At 66.6% G+C, this 13,750-nt stretch carries 13 protein-coding genes and 1 pseudogene; 5 read left to right on the forward strand and 9 right to left on the reverse strand.

Annotation, left to right across the window (positions count from 1 at the left end):
* A pseudogene (locus AC0B44_RS15735) lies at positions 1-362 on the forward strand (hypothetical protein); the annotation flags it as partial.
* Between the two features lie 242 nt (positions 363-604).
* On the opposite strand, the gene dnaB reads toward AC0B44_RS15735, so the two are convergent.
* The 5 genes from dnaB to rpsF form a co-directional block, all read right to left on the reverse strand.
* Positions 605-2,827 (reverse strand): replicative DNA helicase, encoded by a 2,223-nt coding sequence (gene dnaB / locus AC0B44_RS15740; protein ID WP_471903777.1) that lies wholly within the window; start codon positions 2,825-2,827, stop codon positions 605-607.
* 497 nt (positions 2,828-3,324) lie between these two features.
* Positions 3,325-3,780 (reverse strand): 50S ribosomal protein L9, encoded by a 456-nt coding sequence (gene rplI, locus AC0B44_RS15745; protein ID WP_471903778.1) that lies wholly within the window; start codon positions 3,778-3,780, stop codon positions 3,325-3,327.
* Between the two features lie 17 nt (positions 3,781-3,797).
* Positions 3,798-4,040, reverse strand: a complete 243-nt coding sequence (rpsR, locus tag AC0B44_RS15750; protein ID WP_072700987.1) for a 30S ribosomal protein S18 — start codon at positions 4,038-4,040, stop codon at positions 3,798-3,800.
* A 42-nt stretch (positions 4,041-4,082) separates the two neighbouring features.
* The gene (locus tag AC0B44_RS15755; RefSeq protein WP_471903779.1) at positions 4,083-4,601 is read right to left on the reverse strand and encodes a single-stranded DNA-binding protein; all 519 of its coding nucleotides are present in this window, start codon (positions 4,599-4,601) and stop codon (positions 4,083-4,085) included.
* A 64-nt stretch (positions 4,602-4,665) separates the two neighbouring features.
* A complete protein-coding gene (gene rpsF, locus AC0B44_RS15760) occupies positions 4,666-4,953 on the reverse strand; it encodes a 30S ribosomal protein S6 (RefSeq protein WP_471903780.1) in 288 nt (95 codons plus the stop codon).
* A 154-nt stretch (positions 4,954-5,107) separates the two neighbouring features.
* Between rpsF and AC0B44_RS15765 the strand changes: the two genes are divergently transcribed.
* Genes AC0B44_RS15765 through AC0B44_RS15780 form a run of 4 tightly spaced genes read left to right on the forward strand, consistent with a single transcriptional unit; the run spans position 5,108 to position 8,085 of the window.
* Entirely contained in the window at positions 5,108-6,448 is a 1,341-nt protein-coding gene (locus tag AC0B44_RS15765; RefSeq protein ID WP_471903781.1) for a hypothetical protein, read from the forward strand.
* Complete coding sequence (locus tag AC0B44_RS15770; RefSeq protein WP_471903782.1) at positions 6,445-7,032, forward strand: GNAT family N-acetyltransferase; 588 nt, start codon at positions 6,445-6,447, stop codon at positions 7,030-7,032. The genes AC0B44_RS15765 and AC0B44_RS15770 overlap by 4 nt, the downstream gene beginning before the upstream one ends.
* A gap of 28 nt (positions 7,033-7,060) precedes the next feature.
* Positions 7,061-7,663, forward strand: a complete 603-nt coding sequence (locus tag AC0B44_RS15775; protein WP_471903783.1) for a dihydrofolate reductase family protein — start codon at positions 7,061-7,063, stop codon at positions 7,661-7,663.
* Positions 7,660-8,085 (forward strand): DUF2752 domain-containing protein, encoded by a 426-nt coding sequence (locus tag AC0B44_RS15780; protein WP_471903784.1) that lies wholly within the window; start codon positions 7,660-7,662, stop codon positions 8,083-8,085. The genes AC0B44_RS15775 and AC0B44_RS15780 overlap by 4 nt, the downstream gene beginning before the upstream one ends.
* A gap of 24 nt (positions 8,086-8,109) precedes the next feature.
* Here AC0B44_RS15780 and AC0B44_RS15785 read toward each other — a convergent pair whose 3' ends face one another.
* The 4 genes from AC0B44_RS15785 to AC0B44_RS15800 all read right to left on the reverse strand — a co-directional run bounded on the left by AC0B44_RS15785 (position 8,110) and on the right by AC0B44_RS15800 (position 13,746).
* A complete protein-coding gene (locus tag AC0B44_RS15785) occupies positions 8,110-8,478 on the reverse strand; it encodes a sigma factor-like helix-turn-helix DNA-binding protein (protein ID WP_471903785.1) in 369 nt (122 codons plus the stop codon).
* A gap of 141 nt (positions 8,479-8,619) precedes the next feature.
* A complete protein-coding gene (locus tag AC0B44_RS15790; RefSeq protein WP_471903786.1) occupies positions 8,620-10,212 on the reverse strand; it encodes a glycosyltransferase family 87 protein in 1,593 nt (530 codons plus the stop codon).
* 9 nt (positions 10,213-10,221) lie between these two features.
* On the reverse strand, positions 10,222-12,474 hold the full coding sequence (locus AC0B44_RS15795) for a transglycosylase domain-containing protein (RefSeq protein ID WP_471903879.1): 2,253 nt from the start codon (positions 12,472-12,474) through the stop codon (positions 10,222-10,224).
* A gap of 849 nt (positions 12,475-13,323) precedes the next feature.
* Positions 13,324-13,746 carry a DUF5318 domain-containing protein gene (locus AC0B44_RS15800; RefSeq protein ID WP_471903787.1) on the reverse strand — a complete coding sequence of 141 codons (423 nt, stop codon included), beginning with the start codon at positions 13,744-13,746 and terminating at the stop codon, positions 13,324-13,326.
* Positions 13,747-13,750: the final 4 nt, after the last annotated feature.

The raw sequence follows: 13,750 nt of genomic DNA on the forward strand, positions 1-13,750 counted from the left end.
TACGCGATGACCCACCCTCGGCGAGGGAGCGACACGCCGCGGACCTGGCCGGATGCGCTCAGCCGATTCCCACCACTCCCCGGGACTTACCCGCCGACCAGGGAACGGTCATCAGTTTCAAATTCGGGCATGCTCTGTACTACCCGGCATTCCAGTTCGACACCCGCACCCGCTACGTTCGCCCCCTCGTCGCGGAGATCAACGAACACTTCGGCACATCCACTGATCCATTAGCCATGGCGCGCTGGTGGTTCACGACGCGGGTCGCAGAAGCCGACGGGAGAACACCGGCAGATCTCGCGATCGAGGGCTCTTACGACGACACCCTCCGTAAGGCTCGCCGGATGCACAACGACAGTTAGCTCGAGATCGCATCGGCGGGCCGTGCTGCGCGGCCCGCCGGCGCGTGTCGAACAACGCCTTCCAGGTGCAGTCATAGCTTCAGCGCGTCCAGATCTACACGCGAGGTCGCACGGCCGGTGAACCGGACCCACGACTTGTCGCATGACCCCCGTCTCAGCAATCCGTCAGATGTCCGATTTCTGTCTCAACATCTCAACATGTCCGATTTTTGTCTCAAGTTTTCGTGTCCGCGGCAGCGAAATCAGCCGCGCGCCATATCCACGAACCGAGACAGGTGCAGCTGGTGAGCAACGGTGATCGTCGCCGTCGGACCGTTACGGTGCTTACCGACGATCAGGTCGGCTTCGCCGCCACGCGGGTCGTCGCGCTCGAACGCGTCGGGGCGATGCAACAGGATCACCATGTCGGCGTCCTGCTCGAGCGATCCCGACTCGCGGAGGTCGGAGACCATCGGCTTCTTGTCGGTGCGCTGTTCGGGACCACGGTTGAGCTGACAGATCGCGATGACGGGAACTTCGAGTTCCTTCGCGAGAAGCTTGAGGCTACGCGAGAATTCGGAGACTTCCTGCTGCCGCGACTCGACCTTCTTACCGGAGGTCATCAGCTGCAGGTAGTCGACGACGATGAGACGGATGTCGTGTTTCTGCTTGAGCCGCCGCGCTTTCGCGCGGATCTCCATCATCGTCAGGTTCGGAGAATCGTCGATGTAGAGGGGCGCTTCGCTGATCTCGCTCATGCGCCGCGCGAGCCGCGTCCAGTCGTCGTCGGTCATGCGACCCGAACGCATGTCGCCGAGCTTGATCTTCGCCTCCGCGGAGAGCAGTCGCATGACGATCTCCGTCTTTCCCATCTCCAGGGAGAAGATGACGGACGCCATTCCGTGCTTGATCGAGCACGACCGCATGAAGTCCATGCCGAGTGTGGAGTTGTGGGTGGGCACCATCGCACGACCTGCGAGGTACATGTGGTCACCCTCGACCTCCACGCAGCGGACGGGTACCGACGGCACCGGCCGCACGGCCACGATCTTCCGCTGGCGAACGACTGCTGTGCGGCATTCCTTGTGCCGCACAGCCTTGCTGGGCAGCACGAACACGTCGTCGTCGGTGGAGAACGAGACCACACCGTCTTCGACGGTGCATGCGTAACCGAGCCCCGAGATCAACTCGGCGACATCCCCGCCGAGGCGCTCGGATCCGGTCGCGAACTCGATGGTGCCGTCGTCGTCGATGTGGCCACCGGCGTCGAGGAGGCCGGCAAGCAACTCGCGGCGCTGCACGATCGACCCGCGTTGATACTCGACAGGAATGTGGGCGCCGAGCGAAACCAATTCTTCGGTGAACCCGCCTTCGCCCTCGACGCGCATGTTCACTTCTGCGTCGGACGGCGGTCCGCCGAGCCACGCACCGAGCGTGAACGGCGCAACCGGCAGATCGGCCTGGGGGAGCGACAGGGGATCGGTGTGGGGAACCGCGTGTCCGGCGTCAACGGTCGCGGCGAGTTCGCCGGTGGTGCGCACCACCCCGTCGGCGGTACGCCACTGGTGCTGCTCGTCGGCGACGAGCACTGTGCCGTCGGAGAATACGACGTCGAAGCAGGGCCGGTCGTGCATGACCTCGGTCGCCGCGACCACACGGGTGGGTGTGCCGTCGGGAGCGAGCAGTTCGTCGCCGACGCGTACTTCGCCCATGGTGGTCCAGCCGGCGGGCGTGGGGAGCGGGGTGTCGAGCGCCAGCGCCTTGCCGACACCGGGACGGGCCGCGACGATGATCATCTGGCCCGGGTGCAGCCCGTTGGTCAGTTCGTCGAGTTCGGCGAACCCTGTGGGCACGCCGAGAGAGATGCCGCCACGGCTGGCGATGGAGTCGATCTCGTCCATCGTGGGCTGGAGCAACTCTTCGAGAGCCACGAAGTCTTCGGTGGTGCGCCGCTCGGACACGTCGAAGATCTCGGCCTGCGCCCGGTCGACGACTTCGGCGACGTCCTGACCGTCGGAACCTGCGTAGCCGTATTGGACGATGCGCGTGCCCGCTTCGACGAGGCGCCGCAGGATGGCCTTCTCCGCGACGATCTCGGCGTAGAAGCCGGCGTTCGCGGCGGTGGGCACCGTCTGGGTCAGGGTGACGAGATACGCGGGGCCGCCGATGCGCTTGAGCTCGCCACGGCGATCCAGCTCGGCCGAGACGGTAACCGGGTCGGCGGGCTCGCCACGGCTGTAGAGGTCGAGAATCGAGTCGTAGATGGCCTGGTGGGCGGGGCGGTAGAAGTCTCCGGGGCGCAGCACCTCGAGCACGTCGGCGATGGCGTCCTTGCTCAGCAGCATGCCGCCGATGACGGACTGTTCGGCAACCATGTCCTGGGGAGGCTGGCGACCGAAATCGCCGCCGGGCTCTTCGTCGGAAGACCCCGGATACTCGGAATGGCCACGATCGTCCACAACAGCCAACGTGATGCCGCCTTCCATTCCAATACCGTCGCCCGGTGGTTTGCCGGCCGTATCCCCGTACCGACTCCCGGTGAGCGCCACCGGAATCAATCCACGTTCTACCCGTCCCCACCGACACGCGGGGGGCTGGGCGACTCCCCCTAGGGAGAGTTGCGCGATCGACGTTAGGGACGATTTCCGACGCGACCAAATCGGGTTGTGCACACAGCTGGGGATAGATTGTGGAATCAGGTGGACAAGGTTGTGCACCTGATGTGGATAACCTGGGGAGAATGCATCTCACATTCCACAACGGTGCAGGTTAACCAGGGAAAATGGCTGTTCAGACCTGTGGAAGAACATTTTTTTCGGCGTGTCGCGGTAACAAACGCGCCCGGGCGTGTTCATCTCTTCGTTCCCGAAACGATATGACCCCGATCACAAGCCGCAATTTACCCCCAGCAGCTATCCACAGGTTGTGCACAGACGCCGAGGAGCCCCGCGCAACGATCGCGCGGGGCTCCTCGAACCGGAAATCAGGCGCTCACGACGTCCAGCGTGAACTTCGCGACGACGTCCGGGTGCAGCTTCACGACGACCTGGTGCTTGCCGGTCGCCTTGATGTGAGCTTTGGGCAGCTCGACGAGGCGCTTGTCGACAACCGGGCCACCGGCAGCCTTGAGGGCTCCGGCAACGTCGGCGGCGGTGACCGAGCCGAACAGCTTGCCCGAGTCGCCGGCGGTCTTGACGTTCAGCGAGACACTCTCGAGGCCCTCGATGGCGGCCTTGAGCTCGCGAGCGTGCTCGAGGCCACGCACTGCGCGGGCTTCCTGAGCGCGGCGGATGCCCTCGACCTGCTTCTCGGCGCCACGGGTGGCAACGATCGCCAGACCGCGGGGCAGCAGGTAGTTGCGGCCGTAGCCGTCCTTGACCTCAACGGTGTCGCCAGGCGCACCGAGGTTGTCCACATCGGCGGTGAGGATGAGCTTCATCGTGTTCCCTCCCTTTCCTAGCGAGCCGTCGAGACGTAAGGCAGCAGAGCGACCTCACGGGAGTTCTTGACAGCAACAGCGATGTCGCGCTGGTGCTGCACGCAGTTGCCGGTGACGCGGCGAGCGCGGATCTTGCCGCGATCGCTGACGTACTTACGCAGCAGCGTTGTGTCCTTGTAATCGATCTGCGTGTTCTTTTCCTTGCAGAAAGTGCAGACCTTCTTCTTCAAAACCTTCTCGCGCGCGGGCGACTTAGGCATGGTCTTTCTCCGTACTTCTGGATGTTCCGATCGAAGGTCGGATCAGAACGGGGGCTCGTCGTCCCCGGAGCCGCCGAACGAGCCGGCCTGCGGAGCATTGCCCCACGGGTCGTCGCCGCCGACGTTCGCGTTGGAACTAGGGCGTCCACCGCCTGATCCGCCGGAAGAACCACCGAAGCCGCCTCCGCCGCCACCGCGCCCGGCCTTGTTGACCTTTGCGGTTGCGTAACGGAGCGAAGGGCCGATCTCGTCGACCTCGAGCTCCACGACAGTGCGCTTTTCGCCTTCACGCGTTTCGTAGCTGCGCTGCTTGAGCCGGCCCTGCACGATGACGCGCGAGCCCCGGGTCAAGCTTTCCGCTACGTTCTCCGCTGCCTCGCGCCAGATATTGCAGCGCATGAACAGAGCGTCGCCGTCTTTCCATTCGTTGGACTGACGGTCGAAGATGCGGGGAGTGGACGCGACGGTGAAGTTCGCGACCGCAGCTCCCGCCGGGGTGAAACGCAGTTCGGGATCGGCGGTCAGATTGCCGACCACGGTGATGACGGTGTCGCCTGCCATGTGGTTCCTCCTGCTGTGTGTGGAGTCCTGATGCGCCAGAGCCTACGGCCAGACGCCGACAGGCTCACTTGCCGTGGCGCAGAACCTTGGTGCGAAGCACCGACTCGTTCAGGCCGAGCTGGCGATCCAGCTCTGCAACAGTGGCGGGCGTCGCGCTGATGTCGATAACCGCGTAGATGCCTTCGCTCTGCTTCGCGATCTCGAATGCGAGACGACGCTTACCCCACACGTCGACCTTGTCGACCTTGCCGCCGTCTTGGCGGACAACATTGAGGAACGTATCCAGCGAGGGAGCAACAGTGCGCTCATCCAGGCTGGGGTCCAGGATGATCATCAATTCGTAATGACGCATAAGACCTCATCACCTCCTATGGACTGTGAACGGTCACGGACGATCCGTGACAGGAGGGTCGTTGCGTCAGCAACCCAAGAAGGGTACATGAGCCATCCCTGACCAGGGAAATCGACCTCCGCCCCGAACAGCGGATTTGACCTAGGGTGATTCCATGCGCACGAGCCCCAGGACGATCTCGCTCGTCGCCGTCCTGACGTGCGCGGTGGCGCTCTGGCTCGGATACCTCAACAAGGCCCGTTGCGCGGGTGCGCCGTTCGACGAACTCGGTCGCACGATGAGGTTCGAGGAGATCAAGGACGGGCACGTCTGCTATTCGGACATCCAGCAGTTGTGGCTCGGACGTGGCATCAATCTGCACCGGTTCCCGTTCATCGACGGCAGCATCGACGCCGCCGGGCAACTCGTCGGGAGCACCGTCGAATATCCCGTGCTCAGCGGGCTGCTGATGTGGCTCGGCGCGATCGGTGTCCATACCGACGCCGGATTCCTGTTGCAGTCCGCCCTGATCCTCGCGCCGTTCGGTCTGCTGACGGCATGGCTGCTCGCGCGTCTCGCCGGGTGGGCCGCCCTGGCATGGTCGGCGACTCCGCCGCTGGTGCTCTATGCGTTCCTCAACTGGGAACTTCCTGTCGTCGCCGTCACCGTCCTTGCGGTCGCGGTGGTCGGCGTCGAACGCTGGTCGTTGCGCACCCGCGGCATTCTCGCGGCAATGCTCCTGGCAATAGGGTTCTGCCTGAAGATCTATCCGGGCATCTTCGTGCTGCCGTTGATGATCTACGTGTTCACCGGCGGCCGCGCTTCCGGCATGGTGCGCGACGTGCGCGGTGCGCTGGCGGTGGCCGGGGCCGCGGTGGCGACCACGATCGCGATCAACCTTCCGTTCGCCGTCCTCGGTTACGAGGGCTGGCGCGCGTCGTTCACGTTCCAGCAGAACCGCGCGGCCGACGGGACGAGCAACACGATCTGGTTCTGGGGTCTGCGTCCGCTGATGGGTGGTTACGAGGGCACCGGTGTGACACCGGAGTTCAACGCGCTGGTCGCCTGGTTGTCGCCGCTGCTCATCGCCTCGTCGTTCGTCCTCGCCCTGTGGCTCGGCCGGCGCCGCTATCTCCGCGACGGCATCTACCCGTGGCTGTCGGTCGGCGCGGCGATGCTGTGCGGGTTCATGCTCTTCCACAAGGTCCACTCGCCGCAGTACACGCTGTGGTTGTTGCCGTTGCTGATCCTCCTGCGGGTTCCGTGGCGGCTCGTCGCGGCATACCTCGTCGTCGACCTCGCGATAGGCATCGGTGTCTTCCGGTGGTTCTACGCGACCGGAGGCGCGATCGACATCGAGCTTCCGCTTGTTCTCACCCTGATCGGCGTGTGGGGTCGCGCGATACTGTTGGTCGTACTGTTCTTCGTCTTCCTCCGCGTACCGCGGCGGCCACCGCCGGGTACTCCGTCCGCGGAGCGAGACCGGGAAACCCTCGGTACGGAAAGCGTTCCATGAGCGACATCTGGTCCGACCACCCCTCTCTCGACGGTGCCCGCGTGCGGCTCGATCCCCTGACCGCCGCGCACGCGCCGGGACTGCTGGCCGCAGCCGACGACCCCGACAGCATCTTCCGCTGGTCCGTGGCGGTCATCCGTACCCCCACCGACGCGGAGTCGTTCGTGCGCAGCGCCGTCGACGATCCCGATCGGCAGCCTTACGCGGTGATCGACAGGGACACGGGCACGGTCGTCGGCTCGACCTCGTACTACCTGCTCGAACCCGAGCATCGAAAACTCACGATCGGGCACACCTGGCTGTCCACGAAGGTCCAGCGCACCCACGTCAACACCGAAGCGAAACTGCTGCTGCTCGGTCATGCCTTCGACGACCTGCACGCGGTGCGCGTGGAGTGGCACGCCGACGAACTCAATACCCGCTCCCGCGACGCGCTCACCCGGCTCGGTGCCCGTCACGAAGGGCTGCTGCGCAAGCACCGGCGCCGCCGCGACGGCAGTTGGCGGACGACCGCCCTGTTCTCGATGACGGACGACGACTGGCCCGACGCGCGTGTTCGGTTGGAAGCGCGGGTGAACCGATGACCGCTGTACCGACCGGCAAGGAGTAGAGATGGGCAAGGTGGCCTGGGGATTCACGTGCTCGATCGACGGCTTCATCGCCGGGCCAGGTCACGACATGAGCTGGTTGTCTGCGGCAGAGCCACTCGCCGAGGGCGCGACCGAGCGCATGGCGGGGGACGTCGCAGTGATCATCTCGGGCCGGGCCGGTTACGACGCGGCGAAACAACAGCACGGCGAACGCGACGAGACGACCTCCCAGGCCTACGGAGGCGCATGGTCGGGGACCGAATTCATCCTCACGCACCGCCCGGATGAACTCGCCGATGACCCGACGGTGGTCGCGATGAACTGCGACATCGTGGAGGCTGTCCGTCGCGCGCAGGAGATCGCCGGCGACCGGGACGTGCAGATCATCAGCGCCGACATCGCCCGGCAGGCGCTCGAGCACGATCTGATCGACGAGTTGCAGGTGTTCGTCGCCCCGGTGTTTCTCGGTGACGGCACCCGGATCTTCGACGTGCCGGGCGGCCGGCAACTCGACTGGGAACTGATCGACATCTACGACGACAGTCCGCGCAGTTTCGGGCGGACCTATCGTCCGAAGGGGCGCCGGGTCGCTCCGTCCGATCCACCATCGGGCAACTCGGGATGAGCGACACCCTGCGTCCCGCGTTCGCGCGGCTGAGGGCCCCCGCACTCGTCGCGGCAGGGGCGGTATGCGCATGCGCGGCTGTCGTCTGGGCCGACCCCACCACTCCCGGCGGTGTGATCCCCCCGTGCCCGACCTACACGATCTTCGGCATCTACTGTCCGGGGTGCGGCCTCTCGCGAATGGTGTATTCGCTTGCGCACCTGGATATCCCGGCAGCACTGCACTACAACGCGTTGGGCGTCGCGGCAGTGGTGATCGCGGTGGCGGCGTTTGCGGCGTGGACGGTCGGCCGGGTGCGCGGCACCCCCGGCCCGCGATGGGACCGCTATCGCTGGGCCCCCCGGATCGCGCTGATCGTGATCGCACTGTGGTTCGTGGTGCGCAACATTCCGGTCGCGCCGTTCACCACACTGCGTATCTGACGCCGAAGCACCTGACGCCGCTGCTTACGCCGCTCGCAGCGACGACAGCGCCGCGTGCTGTTCGACGCGAACACGGCTGGGGCTCAGAGCCATCGCCACGGCCGTCTGCTCCGGATCGAGGCCGACGATGGTCCGGAGAATCAGGATGTCCTGCTGCCGACGAGTGAGGGTCGCGTCGCCGCGCCCCGTGAACCGGGTGTCGACGGTGTCGGCTGCAAGGGAGTAGGCCAGGCGGAGGAACGGCCGGTCGGCGCCGGACGGAGCGGACAGCGCGGCGAGGATCGAACAGCACGCGTCGAGAGCGAGACGGTCGGCGTCGGAGAACGGATGTCCGACGTGGCGCGCCCGCGCCCTGCTGTAAGCCGAGACGCGGGGGTGCAACTCGCGGAGCAACAGGGGGAGGGCAGAAACGTCACCTGCAGCGACAGACCGGGCAAGGTCGCACATTGTGAAGCCGGAAGAAGCGCCTCCGACACCCAGACCCGATGCTCGTCCGCCCGTCGTCACAGCAACCCCCTCACTTCATCTCCGACCCTAGGACCCCGAGGCTTTCGCTGCCGTAGTCCATTCGGATGATTTCGGTTGTCGCATCCGCTGATGAGCAGGACGCAGTCGATCCGGCAACCACGACGGCGGTTTGTCCGGTGCCTGGTCGAGGACGCCGCCTACCGGGTCGTCGATGAACCCGTACCGCACCGGGTCACCGGCCGGTCGCCGGATCTGCCAGAGCACCGCGGCGCACAACGCCACCACCGCGACATCGCGGAGGAACACGGTCGCGGTGAACCATTGTTCCGGCAGCCCCTTGTTTGCGGGGCCCAGGTAGTAGTACATCCGCGGTACCCACACGAGGGCATCGACAGTCATCCAGGCGAGCAGGGCACGGCGATGGGGAATGGCGAGCACCGCGAGCGGGACGAGCCAGAGCGAGTACTGCGGGCTCCACACCTTGTTGGTGAGCAGGAACGCCGCGATGACCAGGAAACACAGTTGGGCGAGCCGCGGGCGACGCGGCGCGGTGAGCGCCACCCATCCGATACCGACGCACGCTGCGGCGAACAGGACGAGCGAGACGGCGTTGAGGGTGGACGGTGTCCAGTCCGGCCAGCCGACGAACGAACGCAGCACGTTGTAGGTCGAGTCGGGGTCGGCGCCTCGCTCGGAGTTCAACCGGAAGAACTCTGCCCAGCCCTTCGGATACAGCAACATGATCGGCAGGTTCACGAGCAGCCACGTAGCAGCCGTCGCTCCGGCGGTCCGGGCGAACGCCTCGAGTTTTCCGGTGCGCAGGCACAGAAGGAACAGCGGGCCGAGCAGAAGCAGCGGGTAGAGCTTCGTCGCTGCCCCGAGCCCGAGCAGCACCCCCGCCAGGACCGGACGCCGTCGCGCCCACGCAAGCAATCCACCCGCGGCGAAGGCGGTGGTCAGTGCGTCGAAGTTGGTGAATGCGTGAACGATCACGAGTGGTGAGGCCGCGACGAGCGCGGCATCCCACACGCGTCGCCCCGCAGCCATGGCGGTCGCCCAGACCGTGGCGAGCCACGCCAGGGCAAGCCCCCAGGCCACCACGTTGAAATACAACGCGACCTGGAGACCACCTGGGAGCCAGGGTGTCGCGTCCCACGCCTTGGCGATGCGCATGGACGCGTACTGGTACAGACCGGCGACGACCGGATACTCCATGTACCGGGTCTGCATCTGCCCGTCGGGGCCGGGTTCCTCCCACGAAGTCTTGTAGGGGAAGGCGCCTTCACTGAGCCGCTCCGCCCCGTACAGCGGCACGATGTCCGAGTAGCACATCGCCACGTACTGACGGTTGTCGCTCCAGTCCAGGCCCAATTCGCCCGCGGGACCCATCGGTGCCTGCTGGATGCACGCCGCCTTGGTGAACCAGCCGAACGCGAGAAACACCACCGCGAGCAGGAGCATCGCGCGCACGGGGGTGAAGAAGCGCGTCCGGCCGATCATGGCGTGCCGGCCCACGGGACCGCCGATCAGCGTGGTCAGGCGCGACACCATCGGGTCGGTACGACCCGGGGTGTCGCGCCAGTCCACCGACCGGCGGTCCTCGGCGAGGGGCTCCGGAGACACCGGTTCCCGGTTTTTGTGCTCCCCTTCGTCGATCACGCGACTTGTTTACCGTGCGGGCGCGAGTTCGGACTGGAGTTGCGCCTGCGCGCCGGGCACCGCTTGCCCGTTAGGTCCCATTCCGTTCTGGCCCGGTACCCGGTTCTGCGTGGTCGGCTGGGACGGCGAGTCTTCCTCGTCGTTCCCGCTGACCCCGCCGCCGGATTCTTCCTGTTCCTCTTCGACTCCGGAGTTCGGACGCGAGGGCACCGTCGGCCTGGTGGTCTGCGGCGCGACTCCCGGTACCGGAATCGTGACACCCGGGAAGATCTCCACGTTCTGCGTGGTGATCTCGGGGATCTCAGGGATCTCGGGGATCGTGCGGGTGGTCTCGGGCGCCGTCGTGGTCGGCTTCGCCGTTTCCGACGCCGTCCACGAGGGCACACCCGCGACACCCTTGATCGCTCCGGGCTTCGGGAACGATTCGACCTCGGTGCCCTCGAGAGCACCGTCCATCGTGTCCTTCCAGATGTCGGACGGAAGCCCCGAGCCGTAGATCATCCCGCCCCAGCTGTTCTCGAGCGGAAGGCCCTCCTCGGTGCCCATCCATACGGCGGTCGACAGTGACGGTGTGTAACCGACCATCCACGCGTCCTTGTTCGAGCCGGTGTCGCCGAGCTGCGCCGTGCCGGTCTTCGATGCGGACGGACGGCTTCCGGCGAGCGCGTGCCCGTTGGAGTAGGCGGCGATCGGCATCATCGCAGCGGTGGTGTTGTCCGCGACGACCTCGTCGACGACCTGCTCGCCGGACGGGCTGCCCCGGTCCAGCAGGACCTCGCCCTCGGACGTGACGACCTTCTGCACGAAGTACGGCTCGTGGTACATGCCGGACGCCGCGAGTGTTGCGTAGGCCGAGGCCATGTCGAGCACCCGGGACTGGTACTGGCCCAGCACGATGCCGTAGTTGGGTCCGGCTCCGTTCGGCTCGGTGAGCGTCTCACCGATTCCGGGGACCTCCTTGGGGATACCCAGCTTGTGTGCCATGTCGGCGATCGCCTGCGGGCCGTCGTCCATCTCGAGCATCATGCGGTAGAAGCTCGTGTTCAGCGACCGCTTGAGCGCCTCGGCGATGGTGCACTCGCCGCACGACTGGCCCTCGACGTTGCCGATCTTGATGCCGTTGACTGTCAGCGGACCGCTGTCGTAGGTCTGGGACAGCGGCACACCCTGATCGAGGTTCGCCGCGAGACCGAACACCTTGAACGACGAACCCGTCTGCAGGCCCGCGCTCGCGAAGTCGTAACCGATTCCGCTGTCGCCGCCGTAGTAGGCGCGCACTGCTCCGGACCGTGGATCGACCGAGACCACGGCGGTGCGCAGTTCCTCGGGTTCACCCTCGAGGGTGTTCCGCACCGCGTCGAGCGTGGAGGCCTGCGCCTGCGCATCGATGGTCGTGGTGATCTCGAGACCTGCCGTGTTGAGCAGGGTCTCGTCGATTCCCTCGGCTGCCAGCTCGCGCAGGACCTGGTTCTTGATCAAGCCCTCGGGACCCGAGGACTGGTCACCGTTGTCCAGTTCGGCCAGCGGCACGTAGGCCGGGTACTCCATGCCCGCGCGGTCAGTGGAGTTGAGGGTGCCGGCGGCCACCATGCCGTCGAGCACGTACGTCCAGCGGGACTTGGCGCCCTCGGGGTTCTGCTCGGGATCGAGCAGCGACGGCAGCTGGATGGACGACGCGAGCACCGCGCCTTCCTCGATGGTCAGTTCGTTGACCGGCTTGCCGAAGTACGCGTTCGACGCGGCGGAGATGCCGTAGGCACCGCGCCCGAAGTAGATGGTGTTGAGGTACGCGGCGAGGATGTCGTCCTTGGACCACTGGTTGGCCATCTTGACCGAGAGGACGAGTTCCTTCATCTTGCGGGTCAGGCTGCGTTCGTTGCCGACCAGCGCGGTCTTGACGTACTGCTGCGTGATGGTGGAACCACCGCCTGCGCTCTCACGACCGAGGACGTTGTCGCGCGCGGCCCGGGCGAAGCCGGTCGCCGAGAACCCCGGGTTGGAGTAGAAATCGCGGTCCTCCGCTGCGAGCACGGCGTTGCGTACGTGCAGCGGGATCTGGTCGAGCGCGACCTCGTTGCGGTTGCCCTCGGGCGGGATCACCTTGGTGATGACACCGGCACCGTCGGAGTTGTAGATCGTCGCAGCCTGATTGGTGACGACCTCACCCGGACGCGGCACGTCCTGCGCCACGTACGCGAGCATGAACGCGAGCAGCGGCACGAGGATGCCGGCCGCGACAACGCCGTAACCGATCCGGCGGATGGTGCGCCAGCGCGTGTTCTTGCCGCCACCGCCTCCGTTGCCGCCACGACCGCCACCGCCCTTGCCGAGATCGACGGGCGGCGGTGTGCGGGGCGGGCCGCCCGCGGCAGCGGTCGGCCGGGAGGCCTGCGTCGAACGGGTCGGCGGTCCGGCGGGGGACGCCACGCGGCGCGTCGCTGCGGCATCGGACGGACCGGTCTGGGGGCCACGTGCCCCGTCGGGGCCGAGCGGCGGCCGCTGCGGCCCACGGACCGGCGGCGGATTCTGTCCGGGGACCGACGGCGTGTTCTTGCCGGGGGCCGGCGGGAACTGCTGCGTGCGCAGCGGGGGATTCGTTCCCGGCGGCACCGAACCGGCACCCGGTCCGCGAGGCGGCAGGGCGTTCGGGTTCTGCGCGTTCGGGTTCTGGGCGTTCGGGTTGGACGGCGCAGGACCCCGACGCGGGGGATACGGCTGCCCTTGGGGAGGCTGCTGTGGCCGACCCTGGGGGAACGGCTGGGGAGGGTACGGCGGACGGCCGCCGGACTGCGGCGGCTGAGGCTGGCCGGGCCGGCCCTGGGAGCGCGGCTGAGGCGGCAACGGTCGTCCCTGGGCGGGTCCCCCTTGCGGCGCCGGTCGCTGCTGCGGCGGCGGACCTGCCGGGTTGTCCCGGTGAGGCGGATTCGACCTGTTGCCCTCGGGTTCGTTGTCGGGGGAACTCACGTACTCATCTCCAACTGTTTGCGCGACGGATGGCGCCGCATCTCCGAATGCCCGTCCGAAGACGGGCACACGACGATTCGATCGTGCCGGCGGTATGCGGGAAGGAACTTCATCGGGCAGCGTTCGCTCACGTCGTCCGGCGCCCGTTCACTCGCTTGCGGTGCGACGGTCCTGCCCCGTCGACGGGCGACGTGGGCGCTTCGGGGCAGGCTGCGACCCCAGGACGTACGACTGCACCAGGTGATTCCAACTACACGTGCGACATACCTCGACCACATGGACCGAGAATTCCTCCTGGCTGGCAGCCAGACGGGTCAACTCTTCGGGCGTACGAGCCGACCCGGACACCGGGCCGAGTTTCTCGCCGAAGACCCACGAGACGAGGGTCACCTGCTCCTTCCGGCAGATCGGGCAGGTGACGTCGCTGCCCTTGCCGTGGAACTTCGCTGCCCGTAACAGGTAGGGACCGGCGTCGCAGACTTCTGCCACGCCGCGCCGCCCCGAGTAGACCTCGGCAAGCAGCGACCGACGCTGCAACGCGTAGTCCACCACCTGCCGCTGAATTCGCACGGAC

It is taken from the genome of Rhodococcus sp. NPDC019050, from assembly GCF_055664235.1.

What these genes read in the sequence shown, in the direction of transcription:
- dnaB (WP_471903777.1), bottom strand. Translation starts at nt 2,827, where the DNA reads ATGGAAGGCGGCATCACGTTGGCTGTTGTGGACGATCGTGGCCATTCC.
- rplI (WP_471903778.1), bottom strand. Translation starts at nt 3,780, where the DNA reads ATGAAGCTCATCCTCACCGCCGATGTGGACAACCTCGGTGCGCCTGGC.
- rpsR (WP_072700987.1), bottom strand. Translation starts at nt 4,040, where the DNA reads ATGCCTAAGTCGCCCGCGCGCGAGAAGGTTTTGAAGAAGAAGGTCTGC.
- AC0B44_RS15755 (WP_471903779.1), bottom strand. Translation starts at nt 4,601, where the DNA reads ATGGCAGGCGACACCGTCATCACCGTGGTCGGCAATCTGACCGCCGAT.
- rpsF (WP_471903780.1), bottom strand. Translation starts at nt 4,953, where the DNA reads ATGCGTCATTACGAATTGATGATCATCCTGGACCCCAGCCTGGATGAG.
- AC0B44_RS15765 (WP_471903781.1), top strand. Translation starts at nt 5,108, where the DNA reads ATGCGCACGAGCCCCAGGACGATCTCGCTCGTCGCCGTCCTGACGTGC.
- AC0B44_RS15770 (WP_471903782.1), top strand. Translation starts at nt 6,445, where the DNA reads ATGAGCGACATCTGGTCCGACCACCCCTCTCTCGACGGTGCCCGCGTG.
- AC0B44_RS15775 (WP_471903783.1), top strand. Translation starts at nt 7,061, where the DNA reads ATGGGCAAGGTGGCCTGGGGATTCACGTGCTCGATCGACGGCTTCATC.
- AC0B44_RS15780 (WP_471903784.1), top strand. Translation starts at nt 7,660, where the DNA reads ATGAGCGACACCCTGCGTCCCGCGTTCGCGCGGCTGAGGGCCCCCGCA.